General features: G+C 29.6%; 16 protein-coding genes. 12 read left to right on the top strand and 4 right to left on the bottom strand.

Going from position 1 to position 25,318, the window contains the following annotated elements:
* Positions 1-8 precede the first annotated feature (8 nt).
* The 4 genes from AB4Y15_RS03070 to AB4Y15_RS03085 all read left to right on the top strand — a co-directional run bounded on the left by AB4Y15_RS03070 (position 9) and on the right by AB4Y15_RS03085 (position 4,981).
* Positions 9-1,247, top strand: coding sequence for an efflux RND transporter periplasmic adaptor subunit (locus AB4Y15_RS03070; protein WP_427338390.1), 1,239 nt, complete (start codon positions 9-11; stop codon positions 1,245-1,247).
* Positions 1,248-1,251: 4 nt separating this feature from the next.
* Complete coding sequence (locus AB4Y15_RS03075) at positions 1,252-1,884, top strand: TetR/AcrR family transcriptional regulator (protein WP_427338391.1); 633 nt, start codon at positions 1,252-1,254, stop codon at positions 1,882-1,884.
* A gap of 249 nt (positions 1,885-2,133) precedes the next feature.
* Positions 2,134-4,272 (top strand): ribonucleoside triphosphate reductase, encoded by a 2,139-nt coding sequence (locus AB4Y15_RS03080; RefSeq protein ID WP_427338392.1) that lies wholly within the window; start codon positions 2,134-2,136, stop codon positions 4,270-4,272.
* A 22-nt stretch (positions 4,273-4,294) separates the two neighbouring features.
* Complete coding sequence (locus AB4Y15_RS03085; protein WP_427338393.1) at positions 4,295-4,981, top strand: anaerobic ribonucleoside-triphosphate reductase activating protein; 687 nt, start codon at positions 4,295-4,297, stop codon at positions 4,979-4,981.
* A gap of 30 nt (positions 4,982-5,011) precedes the next feature.
* Here AB4Y15_RS03085 and AB4Y15_RS03090 read toward each other — a convergent pair whose 3' ends face one another.
* The gene (locus AB4Y15_RS03090) at positions 5,012-6,982 is read right to left on the bottom strand and encodes a methyl-accepting chemotaxis protein (protein ID WP_427338395.1); all 1,971 of its coding nucleotides are present in this window, start codon (positions 6,980-6,982) and stop codon (positions 5,012-5,014) included.
* A 186-nt stretch (positions 6,983-7,168) separates the two neighbouring features.
* On the opposite strand from AB4Y15_RS03090, the gene AB4Y15_RS03095 reads away from it, so the two are divergent.
* Entirely contained in the window at positions 7,169-8,539 is a 1,371-nt protein-coding gene (locus tag AB4Y15_RS03095; protein WP_427338396.1) for an aldehyde dehydrogenase, read from the top strand.
* Between the two features lie 35 nt (positions 8,540-8,574).
* Here AB4Y15_RS03095 and AB4Y15_RS03100 read toward each other — a convergent pair whose 3' ends face one another.
* Positions 8,575-8,835: a hypothetical protein gene (locus AB4Y15_RS03100; protein WP_427338397.1), complete on the bottom strand. Its 261-nt coding sequence runs from the start codon at positions 8,833-8,835 to the stop codon at positions 8,575-8,577.
* Between the two features lie 349 nt (positions 8,836-9,184).
* Between AB4Y15_RS03100 and AB4Y15_RS03105 the strand changes: the two genes are divergently transcribed.
* The 7 genes from AB4Y15_RS03105 (at position 9,185) to AB4Y15_RS03135 (ending at position 21,739) form a co-directional block, all read left to right on the top strand.
* On the top strand, positions 9,185-10,354 hold the full coding sequence (locus tag AB4Y15_RS03105) for an MFS transporter (protein ID WP_427338398.1): 1,170 nt from the start codon (positions 9,185-9,187) through the stop codon (positions 10,352-10,354).
* Between the two features lie 409 nt (positions 10,355-10,763).
* A complete protein-coding gene (pulA, locus tag AB4Y15_RS03110; protein WP_427338399.1) occupies positions 10,764-19,121 on the top strand; it encodes a type I pullulanase in 8,358 nt (2,785 codons plus the stop codon).
* A 109-nt stretch (positions 19,122-19,230) separates the two neighbouring features.
* Positions 19,231-19,386, top strand: a complete 156-nt coding sequence (locus AB4Y15_RS03115; RefSeq protein WP_427338400.1) for a YjbQ family protein — start codon at positions 19,231-19,233, stop codon at positions 19,384-19,386.
* Between the two features lie 105 nt (positions 19,387-19,491).
* Entirely contained in the window at positions 19,492-19,779 is a 288-nt protein-coding gene (locus tag AB4Y15_RS03120) for a nitrous oxide-stimulated promoter family protein (protein ID WP_427338401.1), read from the top strand.
* Positions 19,780-19,835: 56 nt separating this feature from the next.
* Positions 19,836-20,270 carry a MarR family winged helix-turn-helix transcriptional regulator gene (locus AB4Y15_RS03125; RefSeq protein ID WP_427338403.1) on the top strand — a complete coding sequence of 145 codons (435 nt, stop codon included), beginning with the start codon at positions 19,836-19,838 and terminating at the stop codon, positions 20,268-20,270.
* A gap of 20 nt (positions 20,271-20,290) precedes the next feature.
* Positions 20,291-20,653, top strand: a complete 363-nt coding sequence (locus AB4Y15_RS03130) for an HsmA family protein (RefSeq protein WP_427338404.1) — start codon at positions 20,291-20,293, stop codon at positions 20,651-20,653.
* 147 nt (positions 20,654-20,800) lie between these two features.
* The gene (locus AB4Y15_RS03135; protein WP_427338405.1) at positions 20,801-21,739 is read left to right on the top strand and encodes a dipeptidase; all 939 of its coding nucleotides are present in this window, start codon (positions 20,801-20,803) and stop codon (positions 21,737-21,739) included.
* A 33-nt stretch (positions 21,740-21,772) separates the two neighbouring features.
* On the opposite strand, the gene AB4Y15_RS03140 is transcribed toward AB4Y15_RS03135, so the two are convergent.
* Entirely contained in the window at positions 21,773-23,437 is a 1,665-nt protein-coding gene (locus tag AB4Y15_RS03140; RefSeq protein ID WP_427338406.1) for a DNRLRE domain-containing protein, read from the bottom strand.
* Between the two features lie 123 nt (positions 23,438-23,560).
* Positions 23,561-25,120 carry an ATP-dependent zinc metalloprotease FtsH gene (gene ftsH, locus AB4Y15_RS03145; RefSeq protein ID WP_427338407.1) on the bottom strand — a complete coding sequence of 520 codons (1,560 nt, stop codon included), beginning with the start codon at positions 25,118-25,120 and terminating at the stop codon, positions 23,561-23,563.
* Between the last annotated feature and the right edge of the window lie 198 nt (positions 25,121-25,318).

The following is a 25,318-nucleotide window of genomic DNA, read 5'->3' on the forward strand; positions in this document are numbered from 1 at the left end:
GTACTGAAATGAAGAAAAAGGGTTTAATAATAGGTGTAATAATTGCATTAGCCATTTCTGCTTTTGTTATTGCTAACTCAATAGGAAAGACTATAGAAGTAGAAGTATACAAGGTAAGTAAAGGTGATATTATTGAATATATTGATGAAACAGCACAAGTTAAGTCTGAAAGTGATAGAATGATATATTCAAAAATAATGGGTGATGTTGATGAAATTAAGGTTGAAGTAGGAGATAGAGTTAAAAAAGGCGATACATTAGTAATTATTAATACAGAAATAAAAGAGCTTGAAATTAAAAGTTTAGAAGCTAGACTTAAAGCTTTAAAAGCAGCATATAAAGAAGCAGTAAAAGAACCAAACAAGGAGCTAATAAACCAAGCTGAAGCTAGAGTGCGCTTGGAAAAAATTTTACTAGATGAGGCTATGAGAAATTATGAGACTAGCAAAAAGTTATATGAAAGTGATGCTATAAGTTTTAACCAATATAAAACTGCTCTTGATAAATTGAACTTACAGAAAGAATCATTACAAATAGCTGAAAATGAACTGGAGCAAGTAAAAAAAGGAGTATCTTCAAATGTTAAAGAACAATATTTAGCTCAAATTAGAGAGTTGGAATATCAAATAGATAAATTATACAGAACAAGAGATGATTATTTTATTAAATCGCCAGTTGATGGAATGATATTAGATTTGAATATTAAAGAAGGGGATTATTTGCAAATAGGGACTCCTGTACTGGAAATAGGAGATAATGAGGATATTTATCTGCAGGCTGATGTATTAGTAGATGAAATAGATAAAATAAATAAAGATACTCAGGTTATTGTTTATAGTGATGAGCTTAACATAAATGGAGCTGGGAAAGTAAAAAAGATATATCCAAAGGCATTTAGCAAAATGTCTGATTTAGGTATAGAACAAAAAAGAGTAAAGGTTGATATAGATTTATTGGAAAAAATACCAACTTTGAAAATTGGATATGAAGTAGATGTAAAATTTGTTGTAGATAAAAGGCAAAATGTAATAGTTGTTCCAGAAAGTGCAGTTTTTGACTTTGAGGGAGAAGATTATGTTTATGTAGTTGAAGAGGATACGGCAAAACTAAGGAAGGTTAATTTAGGCCTTAAAAATGATGATATTGTAGAAGTTATTTCTGGTTTAAAAGAAGGTGACTTAGTGATATTATCACCAGATAAGGATATTAAAGAGGGGACGAGGATAAAGCAAATTAGGAAGGAGTAGTAACTTGTCAAGTAAATTTGAAAGGTTGCCTAAAGAGAAGAAAGAAAAAATAATTAATATTTGCATTGAGGAGTTTGCGAAAAATGGATATGAAAAGGCATCAACAAATAAAATAGTTGAAAGAGCTGGTATATCAAAAGGTATTTTATTTCACTATTTTGGAAGTAAGAAAAAATTATTTCTTTATGTATTTGATTATGTTCTAAATGATGTAGAAAAAAAGTTTGATGAGTATATTAAGGAAGAAGATTCAAGAGATGTTTTTGACAGGGTATTAAAATGGAGTTTGATGGAGATTAAGTTCGCTAGCGAATATCCAGTAGTATATAATTTTTTAGTAAAGGTTTTTATTTCGCCTCCTGAAGAATTAGAAGAAGAAATTAAAGTAAGATACTATCAAAAATATAATAAGTACTTGAAAATTCTTATGGATGATATTGATACTCGAAAATTTAGAAATAATATTGATATAAATAAAGCTGTCGAAATTTTACTCTTTACCTTGGAAGGTATTATAAAAAGATTTACTGTAATGTATAAGGGGAGAGAGGATGAAGTTATAAAAGATATAAATGATATAATAATTGAATTTGAAGAATATATAAATATTTTGAAATCTGGTTTTTATAATCCATAGAAAATTATAATTTGATAATCCCTAAGAATAATTTTACTTAGGGATTTGTATATTTTTTGACGAAATGATTATATAAGGAAAGGTAATAAAAAATAAAGAAATGCATAGTTCTATCTTACTAACTTTATTTATTTATAAAATCTAAGTTTAAAATTTAATTGAAAAAAAATATTTATTATTTTAAAATTGTATATATACTATATATATGTATTATTTTAATATATACCACAATATAAAGGGGTTGATTGCTTGGTAGCTCGAGTTCAGAAACGGAACGGAAACATTGTTGATTTTGACATTCAAAAAATTGAGAATGCAATTTTTGCTGCTGCAAAAGCTGTAGGGGGAGATGATAGGAAAGAGGCAAGAAGATTAGCTGAGATAACAGCTAATATATTAGAAGAAGCTTTCGGTGCTGGTATTCCTACGGTTGAAGACATACAAGATATTGTCGAAAAAGTACTTATAGAAGAAGGACATGCTAAAACAGCTAAGGCTTATATATTATACAGGAAAAAGCATGAGGAACTAAGAGATGTTAAAAATCTTTTTATGGATGCAGAAAAGATGATTGAAGAATATGTATCTTTAGAAGACTGGAGAATTAATGAAAATGCAAATATGGGATTCAGTTTACAGGGGCTAAATAATCATATTGTTGAATCTATAACTAAAAAATATTGGCTCAATAAAATTTATAGAAAAGAATTAAGAGATGCTCATATTAACGGAGATTTACATATACACGATTTAGGATTATTAGCTCCATATTGCTGTGGTTGGGATCTTGAGGCACTATTGATTCATGGGTTTAAAGGTGCATCTGGAAAGATTGAATCTAAGCCTGCTAAGCATTTTCAATCATTTTTAGGACAGATTGTGAACTGGCTGTATACTTTACAAGGGGAAGCTGCTGGAGCACAAGCTATAAGTTCGCTTGATACTTATGCTGCACCGTTTATCTACTATGATGGATTAACTTATGATCAGGTAAAAAAAATAGTACAGAGTTTTGTTTTTAATTTAAATATACCAACTAGAGTAGGGTTTCAGACGCCATTTACTAATATAACTTTAGACATTACACCTCATCCTATGCTTAAAAATATGCCTGTTATAATTGGCGGTAAACGCATGGAAAAAACTTATGGAGAATTCCAAAAAGAAATGGACATGTTCAATAAGGCGCTTTGTGAAGTTATGATGGAAGGAGACGGGGCTGGAAGGAGTTTCAGTTTCCCAATACCTACAATAAATATAACGAAGGATTTTCCGTGGGATTCCGAGGTTGCGAACTTAATTATGGAGATGACTAGAAAATTTGGAACTCCTTATTTTGCTAATTTTATAAATAGTGATATGTCACCTGAAGATGTTAGAAGTATGTGTTGTAGACTGCGTTTAGATAACCGTGAATTAAGAAGAAGAGGCGGAGGGTTGTTTGGAGCTAATCCTTTGACAGGTTCTATAAATGTAGTAACATTAAATATGGCTAGAATAGGTTATCTATCAAAAAATAAAGAAGAATTCAAAAGAAGAGTTAGAGAGCTTATGGAACTAGCCAAAGAGATATGTGAAACAAAGAGAAAAGTATTAGAAGGTTACATGGAAGCTGGGTTATATCCATATTCTAAATTCTATTTACAGAGTATTAAAGATGCAGAAGGAGAGTATTTTAAAAATCATTTTAGTACAATAGGGCTTAATGGAATGAATGAAGCATGTGTAAACTTATTGGGTAAAGATATAACAACTGAAGAGGGAAATGAATTTGCAATTGAAATAATGGAATTTATGAATAAAGTAATTCAAATTTTCCAAGAAGAAACAGGAAGTTTATGGAATTTAGAGGCTTCACCTGCTGAAAGTGCATCATATAGATTTGCAAGAATGGATAAAAAGCTTTATCCAAAGATATTTACTCAAGGAGACAAAGAGCCATATTATACAAATTCAACTCAACTTCCTGTAGGACATACAAAAGATATTTTTGAAGCTGTTAGACTACAAGATAAATTGCAGAGTCTATATACAGGTGGAACAGTTTTTCATGGTTTTATAGGAGAAGAAATTGAGAGTGTTGAGGTAGTTAAGACTTTAATAAAGAAAGTGTTTGAAAATAGTAAAATACCTTATTTTACAATAACACCGACATATAGTATTTGTCCTGAACATGGTTATATAAGTGGAGAACATTTTAATTGTCCAAAATGTGGAAAAGAATCTGAGGTATGGACTAGGGTTGTTGGTTTTCACCGTCCAGTTCAGTCATGGAATAAAGGTAAAAAAGAGGAGTTTAAAGATAGGTTAGAATTTGATGCAAAGTATAGTATATTGAATAATGTTTCAAAAAGAGAAGAAACTTTAATTGCAGTTGGTGAAGTATAAATTTTTAACTGAGGGTGTTATTATGAATTTTAAAGGATTACAAAAATCTTCTTTTATTGATTACCCAGACAAAATATGTACTGTATTATTTACAGGAGGTTGTAATTTCAGATGTCCATTTTGTCATAACTCTTCACTTGTTAAAAATGAAGGAGAATTTATTTTAGAAAAAGATGTATTAGAATTTTTAAAAAGTAGAAAAGAAATGGTAGAAGCTGTATGTATATCTGGTGGAGAACCTACTTTACAGAAAGGGTTAGTAAGTTTCATAAAAAAAGTAAAGGATATAGGATATCTTGTGAAACTAGATACAAATGGAACTAATCCTGATGTGATTAAAAAGCTTTTAGATTTAAGATTAATAGATTATATAGCAATGGATATTAAAGCTCCTTTGTCTAAATATAATAGTGTGGCTGATGTGATTGTAGATATTAATTCAATACGAGAAAGTATTAGATTGATTAAAAATAGTAATATAGATTATGAGTTTAGGACTACTGTATGTAAAGAATTATTAGATCAGGATGATATTTTAGAGATTTCGAAAAATATTAGCGGAGCTAAAAGATATATTATACAGAATTTTAGAGATAGAGAAACAGTATTAGCCGGACAGGGGAAATTTACACCTTATTCAAGGCAAGAGTTATTAGAAATTGAAAAAAAGATACAAGGTTTATTTGATGAAATAAAAATAAGATTTTAAAAAAAGAATGGCTTATCGCCATTCTTTTTTTTAGAACTTAAATTTTTTTACTTCTTCTTCAAGATTAATGGAAAGTTTAGCTAATTCTTGTGCCGCAATGGATATTTGTTGAATTGAAGTTGATTGTTCTTGAGTTGAAGCAGCTACTTCTTCAGCACTTGCAGCTGATTCTTCTGAAACGGCTGATATACTTTGAATTTCATCTACCATATTATTAGTTTCACCTTTAACTTTTCCAATAGCTTCAGCTATATCATTAACTTGATTTAATACTTTATTTATAGAATCAGAGATTTTATAGAATGCATCAGTTGTATTTTGGCTAAGACTTTCTTGTTCTTTAAAGATTTTTAATGTATCTCTTGTAACTGCTACAACATTTTTAATGTCGTTAATCATATCTGTTAGTATATTGTTTATTTGTTCAACAGACTCTTGAGATTGTTCTGCAAGTTTTCTTATTTCATCGGCAACAACACTAAATCCACGTCCAGCTTCACCCGCTCTGGCTGCTTCTATAGAAGCATTTAAAGCTAGTAAATTCGTCTGTTCTGCAATAGAGCTTATAAGATTTGTTATTTGACTAATCTCTTCAGATTTTTTATTTAGGTTTTCTATTGAATTAGAAACATTTTTAATTGCTTCAGCACTTTGTTTAAGTTTGTTATTTTGATTATTAATTATTTCAATTCCATGATCAGCTAATAATTTTGATTCATTTGATATTTTAGCAGATTCTATTGATTTATTAGAAATAGTTTCAATAGATTTTACTATTTCATTAACTGAATTAGAAGTATTTTCAATGCTAGTAGCTTGTGCACTGCTACCAGAAGCAAGTTCGTCGATTGCTACAGCTATTTGCTCTGATATTTCGCTTACCTGAGATGAAGATTCTGAAAGATTTAACGCTGCTTTATTAACTTTTTCAGAAGCTATATTGATATTATTTAATAAGCTTTTGAGGTTATTATTCATCTTTTTAAAAGCAAAAGCTAATTCTCCTATTTCATCTTTGCTTTTTATATCTACATTTTGAGTTAAATCTCCTTCAGACAATCTATTAGCGAAAAAAACTAATCTTGCTATTGGTTTTGTTATACTCAAAGAAAATATGTATCCAATTGCTGATGCGGCTAAAATGATTATAATTGTTATTATAAATGTAAATAGTCTGGCTTTGTTAAGTGGAGCAAAAGCTTCTTCATAAGGTTGCTGAACTATTACGCCACCGTTAAGAATAGGTACAGGTCTATATGAACCATAGTATTTTATTCCATCAATTTCGTATATTGTAGTTCCGGTTTTCTTTTTAAGAACTTCTTTCACAGGAGCTATATCAGAATATGATATTCTTTCTTCAATTATACTTTTATTTGGATGAGCAAGTACTTTACCTTCAGAATCTACAACAAAACCGAAACCTGTTTTACCAATAGTTATTTCTTTTCTAAACTTTTCAATAGAACTTAAATCTACAAAAGCACCTAATATAGCAATCATTTTATTGTTGTTATCAAAAATAGGAGTTGCGATTGCTAAAGATGGTCTGGCAGTAGTTTTTGAAATCAAGATATCACTTATTACTGTTTTCTTTTTTTCTTTTACATCTTTTATGTACTGACGTTTAGATAAATCTGAGTAAAAAGTTCTACCATCAGATCTTGCTATCTGATAACCTTTTAAATTGGTTACAAATAGTAAGGAAAAGTCTGGTTGTTTAGCTTTTATAGATTCCAATATTTTAGTTTGCGAGTCTTTGTCTAAAGAAGTAATACCTTCAAGGTTGGAAATTGATTCTAATAATTTGATTTTTTCGTATAGAAATGTTTCAATTTGATTTGACAAAATTTTAGCTAGATGATTACTGGTATCTTCTAATTCATTTAAAATAGCTTCTTTTTGATTAAAATATGAAATTAGTCCAGATGTTGTTGATGATAAAAATACTAGTGCGATAATTATAAGAATAAGTTTTGTTTTTAGCTTTATGTTTTTCAATGTTAATCCTCCTAACATATTAATCTAATATAAAATAACACATAACTAGAAAAATTCGACAGAATATAAGTAAATCCTTCAAAAAGTTTAAAAAAGATTAATTTACTTTTTTATGGCTAATATATATAATAATAGAACAAAATCTTCGATTTAAAAAATTTCTTTATATTTATGAGGGGGGTTAGTATGGATGAAATAAAAAAATTAATTAATAAACAGAGAGAATATTTTGGGAAAGGTATTACTTTAGATATAGATTTTAGAATTAATATGTTAAAAGTATTGAGAAGAGCAATAATAGAAAATGAAAGACTGATTTTAAAGGCTTTAAAAGAAGATTTAAATAAATCTGATTTTGAGGGGTATGAAACAGAAATAGGAATTGTATTAGATGAAATAAGATATATTATAAAAAATTTAAGATCTTGGACTAAGCCTAAAAAGGTAAAAACTCCAATAACTCAATTTATATCAAATAGTTACATCTATTCAGAACCTTATGGCGTAACTTTGATTATTGCTCCTTGGAATTATCCGTTTCAACTAGTTATGGCTCCACTTATAGGTTCTATTTCTGCTGGGAACTGTTCTATTATAAAGCCTTCTGAGTATGCACCTAATACTTCTAAAATAATTTCTAAAATTATTTCAGATAACTTTGAAGAAGAATTTATAGCTGTAGTTGAAGGTGGAATTGAAGTAAATAAGGCTCTTCTTAAAGAAAAGTTTGATTATATTTTCTTTACAGGTAGCGTTAATGTAGGCAAAATTGTAATGGAAGCTGCTTCAAAGCATTTAACACCTGTTACACTTGAATTAGGAGGAAAAAGCCCATGTATAGTAGACGAAGATGCAGATATTGAATTAGCTGCAAAGAGAATTGTATGGGGAAAATTTTTAAATGCTGGACAGACTTGTGTAGCTCCTGATTATTTATATCTTCATAAGAATATAAAAGACTATTTTATAAAGAATGCTATTAAGTTTATAAAAGAGTTCTTTGGGGAAAATCCTTTGAAAAGTGAGGATTATCCAAGAATCATTAATATAAAGCATTTCAATAGATTAAAAAATCTATTGAAAGACGGAGACATATTATATGGTGGAGATTTTGACGAAGAAAAGCTATATATTGCACCAACAATAATAGATAATATAACTTGGGAAGATTCTATAATGCAGGAAGAAATATTTGGTCCTATTTTACCTTTATTGGTATTTGAAGAATTAGACGAAGTAATAAAAACTGTTAATACCCATCCTAAGCCCTTAGCTTTATATTATTTTTCAAATGATAAAGAAAAGCAGGAACGTGTAATAAAAGAGATTTCTTTTGGTGGAGGATGTATAAATGATACTATAGTGCATCTTGCTACACCATATCTTCCTTTTGGTGGTGTTGGGAATAGTGGCATGGGTAGTTATCATGGGAAAGCGAGCTTTGATACTTTTTCGCATAAAAAAAGTGTGCTAAAAAAATCTAATTTGATAGATATTTCTCTTAGGTATCCACCATATAGAGGCAAGATTAAGTTATTGAGAAAAATATTAAAGTAATTTAGAGGCTTAGCATGAGCGCTAAGCCATATTATTTATCTTTTATATTTAAATAGATGAACAGTAGGAATTTCATAGTTAAAGTTAAATAGCTCTGGATAATTCATATAAAAATTACCATTTATAGTTGAAGAAGTATGAGTATAAGGCATTGTATTTTTTCCACTAGCATTGTTAGTATATCCTTCTGGCGTTATATCAGTATATAGTGTTCCCATTTGTTCTTTTATTTCAGCTATACTTTTTAATTCAACAGGTTCAGGAGATTGTAAGTTATTATTTTTTGCTTTTTTCATATTTTGCACCTCTACTTTTAATTAATAAGGTCAGGACTATCCCTGACCTTTATTCATATTTATTTTTTGTATATATATGAAAAAATATATTAGAAATTTATGGGAATTAAAAAGGATAATTTTTGTGGGTAATTATTTTTATTTTAAATATTTTCTGTTCATTTAGCTTTTTATAATTTTAATAACAGTAAGTTTATCCAGAAAATTCCCATATTGATATATTGTTCTAAATGTTTTAAAATAAAAAAGGGGAAGGGGGCTTTTTAGAATGAGTTGATTAATTTTTTTTAATTAATGATAGAAAATATGATTATTGTATATTTATTCATAGCATCATAGGGGGATATATATGAGAGAAAAAAAGAATATTTATTTAATGTATTTAATTATATTTTTACAAGGATTTGTATTTTATGGGCCTATTGCTACTATATATAGACGAGCAAGGGGACTTTCTCTTTATGAAATATTTATACTTAGCTCTATATCTTTAATACTCATGATTGTTTTTGAAATACCATGGGGTTGGTTTGCAGATAGATATGGATATAAACGTACTTTGATATTATCAAATTTTATGTTTTTTTTATCGAAAATAATATTTTACTTTGCTGATTCTTTTTTATTTTTTTTGATAGAAACTTTATTAATGGCAATATCAATTTCAGGTATTTCGGGATGTGATATAGCATTGATATATTCTTCTATTAATAAAGAAGATGGAGAAAAAATAATCGGAAGGTATAATGCTGCTGGTACTGCTGGATTTTTTATTGCTTCTTTTCTTTCAACTATAATTATTGCAAAATCTATAGATTATGCAGCATTATTGACAATAATACCATATGGATTGGCAGCATTTTTGACTCTATTTATTAAGGATGTAAATGACTATTCACAGGAAAAATTAACGTTGAAAAAAAGTTTTAAGAACGTGTTAAACAAAAAATGGATGTTAGTATTTGTTATAGCTATAGCCTTTGTTCAAGAAGTACAGCATATGATAACTGTATTTTTAAATCAGCCTCAATATTTAAAAAGCGGCATTAATTTAAAATATTTTGGAATACTAATGGCTATTATGCAGACGATAAGTATGGTTTCTGTAAAAGCATATAGACTTACTCAAAAACTCGGAAGAGAAAAAAGTTTAAAAACGTTATTTTTAATTATTGGTATATGTAGTTTTATATTATCGTATATTAATAATCCTATTTTAAGTGTTTTACTTATCGCAACTGTTACTGGTAGCTTTGCTTTAATTCATCCTATAGCTGTAAACATAGAAAATCAATCAATAGTTACAAACGATAGAGCAACTATTTTGTCAATATATGCTATGATGAATAATGTTGTAGCAGCTCTTATAAACATAATTGTTGGTAAGGCAACAGACGTTTCTATTGAATTTGCTTTTAGAACTTCTAGTATTATTGTATTTCTGGGGCTTATAACGTTGATAGTATTTTTTTCAAACTATAATGTTATATTTTCAAGTAACGAAGATTTAATATCATGAGTATTATTCTAAATACTCATGATATTCTTTTATATATAAAATCTAAAATATAAAAATTTTAGGAGAAATATTTAATAAAGGAAAAGATTTTAATTGTTGATGATGAAGAAGATATAGTTTCTTTTATAAAGGATTTTTTAGAAGAAGATTATGAAATTCTTTGCACATACGATTGAACATGAATATTTAGTTGACAAGTTAAGTTTTGTATTCTAAAATTATATATAAATATAGAAAATTTTGCATGTTTTTTATTTTTGTAATTTTGCAACCGTTTGCACATGTTTTGTTTTTAATTTTTTTACATTCATGCAATCGTTTGCATGACTTTCAGAAAGATGAGGAGGTATTTATAAAAGAGTTTTTTACAATGTTTACTCAAATACTATTTAAGAAAGGAGAGTTTTAAATGTTTAACAGAAGCAGAAAAATTATTTCTCTATTGCTAGTAACTATTATGATATTTGGGATGTTTTTAGGAATCATACCAAATACATCTGTAGAAGCAAGTTCTAATAATATTATTATTGACGGCAGCTTTGATGATGCATGGAATAGTATACCTATAATAGGCAATTCACCAAGTAGTGGATGGGTAGATTCTAATATTGATAATCTACGTTTATACAATGATTCTGAATATTTATTTTTCTGGATAGACGCTGTAAACGTTCCCAATTGGGGAGAAAATGGGATGTTTATTGATATTGCACTTAATGTAAATGATGAGGATTCGGGGATATCTTCTAATCCGTGGGGAGCCCAGTTTAATTTTGATGGTACAAGTGCAAAACCAAATTATCATATTATGATGAGAGTAAAAAATGATAATGAGGTTAATGGAGCTGCTTTATATTCTTCATCAGATTTTACAAATCCTATATTAGCAACTTGGACTAATTTAAAAGGTGCAGAGTTTGCTTTAGATAGAAATAAAGGATTTGAAGGAAAGATACCTTTAAAAGAAATGGGACTTAAAAATGGGGATAAGTTGAAGGCTATTGTAGTTTTAAGTGGAAACAATGGAGAGCATGGAGCTTTTGATGTTATTCCATCTGCTGAAGGAAATACAATTGCAAAGAGTTGGAATGAAAGTTCAAATCCAAATATCCAATCAATATATAGTAGCACATATGTAATAACAGGAATTGAAGAGCCTAAAACATTAGAAGTTGTATCTACTAAACCTTACGACGGAGAAAATAATGTAAGTGTAGATTTAGATAAAATAGAAATAGATTTTTCTGAAGATATAAATTTATTATCAGCTGAAGACATTACTGTAAGTGGTGAAGTATATAGTGCTGTATATAGTGAAGGTTCAAAATTGATACTTAATTTAGAAGAACCTTTAAAATATGATACTACTTATACTGTTAATATACCAGAGGGAGCAGTTAAAGGGTTAAATACCGAAACTACAAACAAGCAAATAAGTTTTTCTTTTACTACAGAAACAGCTTTAAAAAGTCCTGTGGTAGATAAAAATGAAGTTACTTTCATTTATAAAGGCGATAATAATACTAAAGATGTAAAAGTAGCAGGAGCATTTAATAACTGGGCTACAGATGGGGAGAATGCTATTATATTGACTAAAGGAGAAAATAATATCTGGACAAAAACACTCGATATTCCAACAGGTATATATGGTTATAAGTTTATAGTTGATGGAAATTGGATTTTAGATCCTCTAAATGATAAGAAGATAGCAGGAGGATATGGGGATGACAGTAAATTAATTGTTCCAGGGCTTATAATAGATATTCCAGGAGAAGTTGAAAAAGGTGATACTGTTTCTCTAACAGCAAAGTTTTTAAATGAAGATGAAAGCGAAGAAATAGTTACTCCAACTTGGAAATTAGATAAGACAGTAACAGGAGTAACATTAGATGGAAATAAACTTATAATCTCACAGGATGCACAAGTTGGTGATAAGTTTACAATAGAGGCAACTATAAATGGTTATTCAGCAAAAAAAGAGATTACTATTTTAGAAAACATGTACACATACACAATTAACTATTATAGATATGATGGAAAACAAAAAGATTGGGATATGTGGATTTGGGAGGACGGAAAAGAAGGTAATGCTTATCCATTTACTGGAATTGATGAAGATGGATTTGCAACTGCCACATACAAATTTCCATCTAAAAAAATAAATATAATAACAAGACCTGGTAATTGGTCAGAACAGGAAATGGATAGAGTTATTGAGATTAAAGAAGGAGATTCAGTAGAGGTTTGGATTATTCAAGGAGTAAGTGAAGTTTACTATAAAAGAGAAGATGCTGATATCTCTGCAAGGGTTCAGGCAGCAATGATGGACTCTTTAAATGAAATATATGTTACTACTACCCATGCTGTGGAAGATAGTGATTTGGAGACTTTCAGATTAATTGATGTGACAAATGGAAATAAGAATATACAAGTAAATGCAAGTTTGATAGGAGCAAATAAAGTTAAACTTACAGTACAAGATTCAGATTTGATAGACGTTAGAAATATATACAAGGTAGAGAGCGACAGGTTTAAAGGTTGTATAGTAACAATGAGAAAAATATTAGACGACCCTAAATTTTACTATGATGGTAATGACTTAGGATTAACTTATACAAAGGAAAAGAGTACATTTAAGGTATGGGCACCTACGGCTAAAAAAGTGAGTGTTGCATTGTATGATGATGCTGGAGAATATAATTCGCTTGGAATTGTTGAAGACCATAGTGGTGGAAGAGAAATAGAAATGAGTCGTGAGGAGAATGGAGTATGGACCTTAACTGTCAATGAAGATTTAAAAGGAAAATATTATATGTATAGAGTAGAATTTGCTGATGGTACAGTAAATTATGCAGTAGACCCATATGCAAGAGCAGTTTCTGCAAATGGTCAAAGAACAGCTATAGTTGATTTAGAAGAAACAAATTTTGAAGGTTGGAATCCAGAATATAAGCCACCTATGATTAATCCGACAGATGCAATTATATATGAGCTACATGTAAGGGATTTCTCTATAGACGAAAATTCTGGAATAGTTAATAAGGGTAAATTCAAAGCATTTACAGAAACTGGCACAACATATAACGGTGTAAAAACTGGAATTGATAGTCTTGAGGAATTAGGAGTAACTCATGTTCACTTATTGCCTTCTTTTGATTTTAAGACAGTAAATGAATTGACAGTAGATGATCCTGATTCAACAGATCCAAAATTTAACTGGGGATATGACCCACAAAACTATAATGTGCCAGAGGGTTCATATTCTACAGACCCACAAAACCCTATAGCACGAATAAAAGAATTTAAAGAAATGGTTCAAGCACTTCATGATAAAGGTATAAGAGTAATTATGGACGTAGTGTATAACCATACATTTGAGGTTGAAAATGGACCATTTAATAAAATTGTTCCAGGATATTTCTACCGTACAGATGATACAGGAAAGTTTACAAATGGTTCTGGATGTGGAAATGAGATTGCTACTGAAAGACCAATGGTTAGAAAATATATTAAAGATTCTGTACGATATTGGGCTGAAGAATATAATGTAGACGGATTCAGATTTGATTTGATGGGGCTTATAGATGTACAGACAATGACAGAAATAGCAAAAGAACTACATGAAAAAGTTGACCCTACAATATTAATCTATGGAGAGCCATGGCAGGCCGGAGGTTCGTCATTATCAGCTGAGTTACAAACTACAAAAGGAAAACAAAAAGGAAAAGGCTTTGCGGTATTTAATGACAATTTACGTGGTGCTATCAAAGGTGGAAGTGATGATGCAAGTAAAGGATTTGCAACAGGAGAGCAAGGAAAAGAGTATGATATCGTAAAAGGGATAATGGGTTCGGTACATGATTTTACAGATAGTCCGACTGAGACTATTAATTATGTAACTGCTCATGATAACTTGAATCTTTGGGATAAAATTATTAAAACTCAAGGGTTAGAAGAAGAGGAAGGTTTTATTCATATAAGAGATGGAAAGTTAACTGGAGAGGATGCTGAAAAGTACAATAGCGTAGATGAAGCAGTAAGTGCAGCAACTGTGCATCATGCCGTTGATTTGAATAATGTTTTAGAAAACGAGACTGTTAAGCGTTCTTTACTTGCAAATGGTATTGTATTAACTTCTCAAGGTATTCCATTTATGCATGCAGGAGATGAACTGTTGAGGACTAAGTTTGGAGACCACAACAGCTATAAAAGTCCTGATGCAATCAATAAGATTAGATGGGAATATAAAGCACAATTTAAGCCAGTATTTGATTACTATAAAGGACTTATTGAGTTGAGAAAGGCTCATCCTGCATTCAGAATGACAACTAAAAATGATGTAGAATCTAATATTGAAATCTTAAGACAAGATGGAAATGTTGTTGCATATAAGTTAAAAGATTATGCTAACAATGATACATGGAGAAATATAGTAGTTATATATAATGGTAACGAACATGCGGTAGATGTAAATCTTCCTAATGATTCTGATACATGGAATATAGTTGTAAATGACAAAAAGGCAGGAACAGAGGTTATAGAAACTATAAAAGGTTCTACAGTTACTGTAGAAGGACTTTCAATGATGGTTCTTTATGATGAAGCTAATGATTATATACCAGTTCCAACTAGCATTGAGCTTGATGCAAAAGAAATAGGACTAGAGGTTGGAGATGTAAGAACTGTAAAGGCAGTAGTAAAAGATCAAAACGGAAATCCTATGTTATATCAGCAAATTGAATGGTTATCTTCTGATGAGAGTGTTGCAGTTGTAAATAATGGAAGAATTACTGCTGTTAAAGATGGCGATGCAATTATTACTGCTAAAGTCGGAGATATTGAGGAGACAATAATCGTACATGTTGGCAAATTAGTTCCTTCTGAAATTATAGTAACAGGAGAGAATACAGTTTTTGCTACAAGAAAAATACAGCTTACTGCGACAGTAAAAGATCAGTATGGCCAAGAAATGACAAATGTATCGGTACAATGGACATCTTCTAATACTGAAATAGCTGTTGTTGATTCAAATGGAGAAGTTACAGGTATAAGTCCAGGAAAAGTAACTATTATAATAAAAGCTGGTGATGTAACTTGTGAATATGAAATAGAAGTAAAGGAATATGTAAAAAGATATATAAGATTTAAGTATATAAGGGAAGATAAAGATTATACTGATTGGAATTTATGGGTTTGGTTTACTGGAGTAAAGGATGGACAAATTGATTTTGAAAAGATAGAAGATGGAGTAGCAATTGCAAATATTGAAATCAGTCCAGAAACAAAAGAAGTAGGGTTTATAGTAAGAAAAGGTACAGACTGGAGTACTGCAAAACAGGATATTCAAGAAGATAGATACATTAAAGTAGATCCTGATCAAGTTATAACAAAGGTTATAGTAACAAGTATGGTAAAGGAATTTAAGATAATTCCTTCAGTAAAGGGACCTGTATTGGAAAATGGTAGCGTTACTTTCTACTATAGAGATGAAGAGCTTTACAGAAATGATGCTATGGATACACTTGACGGTGTAAAGGTTAAAATAGATGGTAAAGAGTATGATATGGAATATATACCAGAAGATGAATTGTATGTTTATACTTTAAGAGATATTTCAGAAGGTACACATGAATATTCTTTTGTTGTTACTAAAGATGGAGAAACAATTGAAATACCAGACCCTAAAAATACTAGTGAAGATGGAAAGTCATACATTGTATATCAGAATTTGAAATTAGATATAAAAGCGTCAGTTATACCACATGAAATTGACTACAATCAAAATGCAGTATTAAGTTTAGAAATTACTTCTAATGGAGAGCCTGTAAAGGTTAAAGAAATTTATGCAGATTTAAGTGCATTAGGAGGAAGTAAAGAATTACCTATAAGTGATGAATTAAAAGAAATCAGTATTTCAGTAAGAGATAATGTAACAGCAGGAACTAAAACAATTCCTATCAAAGTAATTGATGAATATGGAAAAGAACATTATAAAGATGTAACAGTTGAAGTAAAACCAAGGTTATCTGTTGGAGAACTTGATTTTGACTGGGATGAAGCAAGGATATACTTTATAGTTACAGACAGATTTAATGACGGAGACAAGAGTAATAATGATCCATATAACATAGGCTATGATACAAGTATGCCTGGTACTTATCATGGTGGTGATTTTGCTGGTATTATTGAAAAACTTGATTACTTGAAAGAATTAGGGATAAATACAATTTGGATTACACCGATTGTTGAAAACATTAAGTTTGATACAAGACATGCAGAAAATCCACATATTACACCTTATTACGGATATCATGGATATTGGGCAAGCAACTTTGAAAAACTAAATCCTCATTTTGGGACTTTAGAGGATTTTCACAGATTAATTGATGAAGCTCATGAACGCGGTATCAAGATTATGGTTGATGTAGTTCTTAATCATATTGGATATGGATTAAAGGAAAATGATCCTGGTATTGGAAAGGATATACCTAATTTCCCAACAGATGAAGATAGGGAAAGATTCAAGGGAATGATTCGTGAGAATCCTTCAGAAGGAGACCCTATAACACAGGAGTTAGCAGGGCTGCCTGACATTAAGACTGAAGACCCTAAAGTTAGAGAGAAAATTATTAATTGGCAGGTAGCTTGGGTTAAAGAACTTGGCAGAACAGAAAAGGGTAATACTATTGACTACTTCCGTGTAGATACTGTTAAGCATGTTGATGATGTAACATGGATGGCATTTAAGAATGAATTGACTAAGGTAAAACCTGATTTCAAGTTGATAGGTGAAACATTCGGTGCAGACCCAGAAAATACTATGGGAGATTTAGGAAGTGGCAAGATGGATTCACTATTAGATTTCAACTTCAAATATACTGCACAGAACTTTGTAAATGGTGAAATTGATGATGTAGAAAAATATCTTGAAAAACGAAACGGTATTCTAAATAATACAGCTACATTTGGCCAATTCTTAGGAAGTCATGATGAGGACGGTTTCTTAGAACGAGTAGGGAAAGATTTAGGTAAGTTAAAAGTTGCTGCATCATTGCAAATAACAGCAAAGGGTCAACCTGTTATTTATTATGGTGAAGAGCTAGGAATGTCAGGTAAAGCAGAATATCCATATTACTATAACAGGTATGACATGCCTTGGGATAAAGTAGAAGGAAATGACGTGCTAGAACATTACAAGAAAATTTTAAATATAAGAAAAGCTCATTCGAAGGTAATGGCAAAAGGTATAAGAAACAAGATTGCTGGTTCTGATGAAGAAGGATATCTTGTATTTGAAAGAAGATATGGTAATGAGTCAGTTGTGATTGCACTAAACGTTAAAAATGAAGAAAAAACAATAACAGTAAAAGTACCGTTTGAAGCTGGAGCTAAGATAGTAGATGAATATAGTGGAAATATTTATACTGTTGATGATGAAAATCGTGTAACTTTCTCAATACCAAGCATGTCTGATGGTGGAACTGTAATTTTATATCCTCAGGTACAAGATTCAAACGAACCAGTTGAAGATAATGATAATGAAAGTAGTAAATATAAGAATGAAGAAAAGGATAATGAAGAAAAAGATGAAAAGAAGAAAGATTTAGGGACTCTAATAATAACAAAAGATAAAAATGGAAATAAGAGGGTTGAATTTAAAGCTGATGAAAATAAACTGAAACAAAAAATAGAAAATGAAGAAAGTGAAATTGTAGAGATAGATGTAGTAAAAGGTGAAACAGAAGAATTTGATCAAGTTTCAGTAATTATATCTTCCGATTCAGTTTTAAAGGCATCAGAATTTGGTAAAAAACTGTTAATTAACACAGGACAAGCAGCTTTGGAATTTGATCCATCATCTGTAAAAGTGGATAAGAAAGAGCAAGTGAATATTATGGTTAAGAAGCTCAATGAAAAAGAGACAGATGAGATAATGACTAAAGTAAAACAAAAAGGGTATAACCTGATATCACAGGCTTTAGACTTTTATTTGATAGCTAAGTCTAAAGATAATGAAAGAAAACTTGAATTTGATAAACCTATTGTAATAACTATTAAGTTTGATACTGAAAAAGTAGCTGACAAGAGAAAGATTGGAGTATACTATTACAATGAAAAAGAAGATTTACTGCAATATATTGGTGGAAATGTGAAAGATGAAGGCAAGATAGTATTTGAGGCAGAGCATTTCAGTAAATATATGGTAATGGAATACAATAAGGTGTTTGCTGATATTGATACGTCATGGGCAAAAGAGGAAATAGAGGTTCTTGCTGCAAGACATATAGTAGATGGATTAGACGGAGTAAACTTTGTACCAAATAAAGCTGTAACTAGAGCAGAATTTGCAAAATTATTAGTTGAAGCATTAGACCTAAAAGCAAATGAGAATAAAGTAACATTTTATGATGTACCAGACGGAGCTTGGTATAAGGAATTTGTAGAAACAGCAGCTAGCTTAGGTATAGTTACTGGATATAAAGGTGAATTTAATCCGAATGATAAAATAACAAGAGAAGCAATGGCTGCAATGATAGTAAGAGCTTTAAAATATGTAGCACCAAATATGGATTATAGCCAGAAAGATATTACTTTTGTTGATAGAGATTCTATATCTGATTGGGCAAAAGATTTAGTTGGTATAGCTTATAACAAAGGAATAGTAAATGGAATAGATGAAACAACATTTGCACCAAAAGACAACGCAACAAGAGCACAAGCTGCAGTTATTATTTACAGACTTCTTCACCTACTTGGCAGAATATAGTACTAAAGTTTCCGGTGGGACACCCGCCGGAAACTTTTTTGTGGAAAAACAGACGGTTCTGTTGTATCATAAAAAAAATTAAAGCAGCACAGGAATATGTCATGTTATATTGAGAGCAATAAACAGTCAAATAACTTTCCAAGACAATGTTGTTGTGGCTATAACAGATGGAAAATTAGATTTTGGTCCATGGGAGCAAATATTTTATGGAGAATTTGATGGGAAAAGGAGAAAGAGAGTTTTAGTAAAGATTATAGGAGAATAAAAATAGAGCTAGAAATATTGTAATTACCTATTGCATTTCTTATTCAATAATAGTATACTAATAATAGTTCGCATGCGAAATATTTATCGATGAAGGTGAAATATAATGGACAAGTTAGAAAATGAAAAGAAATTATTAGAGAAAATGATTAAACTATATTGTAGAAAAAAACATAATACAGGTGAAAATTTATGTTCAGATTGTGAAGAATTAATGGAATACGCTTTTTATAGACTTTCAAAATGCCCTTTTGGGAATAATAAAAAGAGTTGTGCTAATTGTAATATAAAATGTTATGATAAAGAACATAAAGATAGAATTAAAGAAGTTATGAAGTTTTCAGGATGGAGGATATTTTTTAGACATCCTATTATGACGTTAAGGCATTTTTAAAATGGAGAATATAGTGAATATTAAGTTGTCAAAAGAACATAAGAGGAAGTGATAAGATGTCAGATGAAAAAAAAGGATTGCAAATAGGTTTATTGATAAGAGAAATAAATTCAAAAATTAATAGTAATCTAAGACATGAATTTGAAAGTACTGGATTGACTATTCCTCAAATAATGCTTATTAGAATACTTGTAAAACATAAAAAATTAAAGGTTAGTGAGATAAGTAAAAAAATGAGTCTTGCTAATAGTACAGTTTCAGGAATAATTGATAGGCTTGAAAAACAGGAAATATTGAAAAGGACACGAAGTAGCGAGGATAAAAGGATAGTATATATTGAACTTGCAGATAAAGGTTATGAAATAGGTAAATATTTTTATAATACTATAAATAGTTATTTTCAAGATGTTTTTGGAAAAGCAAGTGAGGAAGAAATAGAAGTCATTCTTAATGGACTTCAGACACTAAAAAAAGTGTTAGATAGACGATAAAAGTAAAGGGGGTAATTTTTATGTTAAGTTTTGCTATTATTTTTATAACATGTGCATTGATTTGTTATACTATTGGAGTGTGGAGTGAAAAAATAGCTGGTATACTTAAAGGGTGGCATTTAGTATTTTTCTGGATAGGGTTTGTTTTTGATACTTTAGGAACGACACTTATGGGAAAAATAAGTGGAGGGTTTGAACTTAATGTACATGGGATTACTGGGCTAATTGCTATTTTGCTTATGTTATTTCATGCAGTCTGGGCTACAATAGTTTTATTAAAGAAAGATCAAAAATCAATGAAAAATTTTCACAAGTTTAGTTTATTAGTTTGGTTTATTTGGTTGATTCCTTATTTTACTGGAATGATATTAAATATGGTTTAATGTTGAGAGAGTCATGAAAAATCATGACTCTTTTTGTGTATTTTTTTTCCATAAATTTTTGTTTACATATTTTTGTTAGTCAATATATTTGATATTATAGTTATATAAAATGATTTCTAAATATTTAGTTGATAGGGGGAGTTTTAAATGAAATTAATTGATTTACATTGTGATACAATGAGTAAAATTATTGTAACTGAAAATGAAACAGAACTAAAAGAAAATAATTTTCATGTTGATCTTGAAAAGTTAATTAAAGCAGACTCTTTAGCTCAATTTTTTGCTCTCTATATAGATATTGAAGAGAAAGACAATTATTTTGAATATTGCTTGGAAATGTTAGATAGATTTTATCAAGAACTTGAAAAAAATAATGAAAAGATTGCAATAGCTAGAAGTTATGAAGAAATGATTCAAAACGAAGAAAATGGTAAAATATCAGCTTTTCTTACAATAGAAGAAGGTGGAATATTAAAAGGTAAGTTATATAATTTAAGAAATTTTTATAGATTAGGTGTAAGATTAATAACTCTTACGTGGAATTATCCTAATCAAATAGGTTATCCAAATTATAAAAGAGAATATATGACTAAAGGGCTTACACCTTTTGGTAGAGAAGTCGTAAGAGAAATGAATAGGCTTGGAATGATTATAGACGTTTCTCATCTATCTGATCAAGGGTTTTTTGATGTAGCATCAATATCTACAAAACCATTTATAGCATCTCATTCAAATGCCCGATCTATAAGAAATCATCCAAGAAATTTGACGGATGAAATGATAAAAATACTTGCTGAAAAAGGTGGAGTAATGGGAATAAATTTCTGTTCATCTTTTTTAGGTAATAGTTCTATAAGTCGAATAGAAGATATAGTTATGCATATTAAGCATATTAGAAAAGTTGGGGGAATTGATGTTATAGCTATTGGTTCTGATTATGATGGAATTAATTGTGAATTAGAGATTTGCAATATTGGTGAAATGAATAAGTTGTTACATGCATTAGAAAAAAATGGCTTTTCATCTGAAGAAATAGAAAAGATATTTTTTAAAAATGCTAAAAGAGTTATTAAGGAAGTTCTGTGAGTCAAGGGATCTCCCTTGACTCATTTACATTTATTAGTTAATAGGAAATTGCTGAAGTATTATTTCTTTCCAATGTTTTTCCCAGATTTTTTTAGAAAAATGTTCAGATATTTTACGAGCATTTTTTCCCATATTTTTTCTTAATTTAGGGTTATTTATAAGCGTAATGATTGCATTTTTTAAATTTTCTTTGTTTATTTCTATTAAATATCCGTTGTAACCATGGATTATTAAATCTGTAAGTCCTCCTACTAATCCAGCAATTATTGGTTTTCCACAAGCCATAGCTTCAAGTAGTGAAAGTGAAGTTCCTTCTGAATATAGAGATGGAATAAGAACTATATTTGCATCTTTATAAGCCTTATACATTTCATTCATTTCATACCAAGTATATTCTATACGAGGATGTTTAGAGGCAAAAATTTTCATGTGTTTTTCAGATTCTTTAGTACCTCTTCCGACGAATGAAAATATAACATTGTCATATTCATTAACTAGCTCAACAGCTACTTTTTTACAAACAGTCCATCCTCTACCTGGATGTAATCTACGAGGATATAGTATTTTAATATATCTTTTATTAGTTAAAATAGAATTGCTTGGTTTAAATATCTTTAAATCTACATAATTAGGTATATATACCTTTTTACATTTGAGATTTGGATTAACTGCATTCAGCCAATTTATTGTATTTGTATCTACAGATACAAGTAAGTCTACTGCACTAAGGCCTTGAAAGAACCTGTTATACCAGAGTTTAGAACGCCACCATTGACGCTCACATGAATCCCACCAAATACCATGGCTTATACAAATAGAGTTAGGGAAAACATGTGGATATATTACATCCATGTTGAAATATATATGATAATCATAATCTTTAGCTACTTGATAGAATTTTTTATTAAGTTCTATAAAGAAATCTTGATCAAAACCTGGATCTCCAATTCCTTTTATTTTAATACCTTCATAAGTTCTCTCCCATTCTTCATGACCTGATGGCTGAAAAACATCTACTTGATATCCAAGTTTTTGTAGAAGTTTTGCTAAATCAATCAAATATCGCTCCCCACCACCGAATAAACATCTATTACCATTCCATTCAAAAAATTGAGGTGTAATGATGGCTACTTTAGGCATAGGTTTTAAATATATTTTTCTTTTTTCTTCTGTAGAAAATGTAATTTCTAATTTAGGTTGCCAATCTTTATTGCTATGTTTCTGACTGCAAAGACCTAATAAAGATGCATTATCTTTTTCATTCTCAGCTTTTATGATTATACCGAAGTTCTTTTCTGGATTTTTTAACCACTCTCTAGTATATTCAGTTATATCCCAACTTATAGATTCCCATAGATGGTAATTAATTTTGGTTTGTACTTTTCTGTTCTCATCATATGAAGGTTGATTTAAATAGCTTACATTTTTATCATTCCAATTTTCTGTTATAGGATGTATACTAAAAATATTCTCTTGTTCCATATAGTCATTTCGTATGCAAAAAAGTGTTAATTTTGCATTAATTATATTACAATTTTTAGGAAGATTACTTAAATCAAATTTTAGTAATATTCGGTATTTTATATATGATTTAAAGTATCCTAAAAAGTAGTGAGTTTGATTTGAAAAATTTTTACTTTTTAAATAACTATCTATAAAAGTATCCATAACTGGAGAAATATATATTGTTTTTTGCACAGTTATCACCTGCTTTAAAAAATAATAGGATAATGATAAAAATATAATTCTACTATAGAATATTATTGAATAGGAAAAATGTGCTTAAAAAAAATATTATAAAAAATAAAAAAGTGCCACGAATTAAGTGGCAGATTTTAGAGGAGTTTCATATTTAGAAAATATGTGTTCTAATTCATTATTTTCGATTGTTTCGTATTCAAGAAGATAATTTGCAATATCTATAAGGATTATTTTGTTTTCTTTAATTAATTTCATAGTTTTTTTATAGCAATCGTCTATTATCATTTTTATTTCTTTTTCTATTTTATCTATATTATATTTTATATATTGTTCTTTAATAGCTATATGCCCTAAAGAACTCATACCGTAGCTGCATACCATTTCTTGAGCAATTTCAGTAGCTTTAGATAAGTCATCTTTTGCACCTGTTGTTATTTCACTAAATATTACTTCTTCAGCAGCTCTTCCTCCTAAAAGAACCATAATTTTAGAAATGAGCTCTTTTTTTGTATGAAGATATCTATCTTCATCAGGAAATTTTAATACGTATCCTAAAGCCTGCCCTCTAGGTACTATAGAAATTTTTTGAATCATATCGACTTTTAATAGTTTACCTATGAGCGCATGCCCTGCCTCATGGTGAGCAACTATTTTTTTTTCTTTGAATAAAACGGACGGATGTTTTAATTCTAACCCGGCAATTACTCTTTCTATAGCAGAATTAAAATCTTCAATATCTATTACAGTTTTATTTTTCCTTACAGCTATTATAGCAGCTTCATTAGCTATATTAGCTAATTGAGCTCCTGAAAATCCATGAGTTTTTTTCGCTATTTCTTTAATTTTAACACTAGAGTCTAAAGGTTTATTTTTAGTGTGAACTTTTAATATTTCTTCTCTAGCTCTTACATTAGGGTTGCCGACATATATATGCCTGTCGAATCTCCCTGGTCTAAGTAGGGCTTCGTCTAATAAATCAAGTCTATTTGTTGCACCAATCACAATGATAGTTTGAGTTTTATTAAAACCGTCCATTTCAATTAGTAACTGATTTAATGTTTGATCTTTTTCGTTATTACTATCTGGATTTCTTTTTGAACCTATTGCATCTATTTCATCAATAAATATTATACTAGGAGCTTCTTTTTTTGCTTTTTCAAATAAAGTTCTTATTCTTTTGGCTCCGACACCTACATATTTTTCTACGAATTCTGAACCACTGGCATAGAAAAAAGATGAATTAGTTTCACCTGCTACGGCTTTAGCTAGAAGAGTTTTGCCAGTACCAGGAGGTCCATAAAAAAGTATACCATTTGGAATTTTAGCTCCCATTTTGTTATATTTTTCAGAGTTATTGATAAAATCTATAACTTCTTGAAGTTCTTCTTTTATTTCATCTAATCCTGCAACATCATTAAATGAAACTCTTGGTTTATTATTATCTTTTGAGCCATCTTCTTTTTTTTTCTTTTCATTAGTAATAGCTGCAGGAACTAGCTGAGGTTTACTGTCAAGTTTTAGATAATATATTAATAAACATAATGATATGATCCAAACAAGGAAACTATCACCTAATGTAAATTTATTAAGTGATAGGAAAGTTAAATACTTAGCATGAAGTAAAAATGAAGATACTGTTAGACTGATTATAGTTAATATGAATACTATTTTCTTTTTCAATATAGAACCACCCTTTATGTGATATTTTTTAGTCAAACTGAATATTATGATAAAGTGCAAATTTAAATACTGTATTAGTTTTTTACTATTAGTTTAACCAAATAGATATGTAATATTTAATAGATATATAAGTTATAAAGGAAAAATAAACAGTATATAGAATAGTTATAAATATCTCCTATTTAATTTTCTGAAAGT

Origin of the sequence: Caloranaerobacter longqiensis (assembly GCF_050286925.1) — a bacterium.
GTDB lineage: Bacteria > Bacillota > Clostridia > Tissierellales > Thermohalobacteraceae > Caloranaerobacter.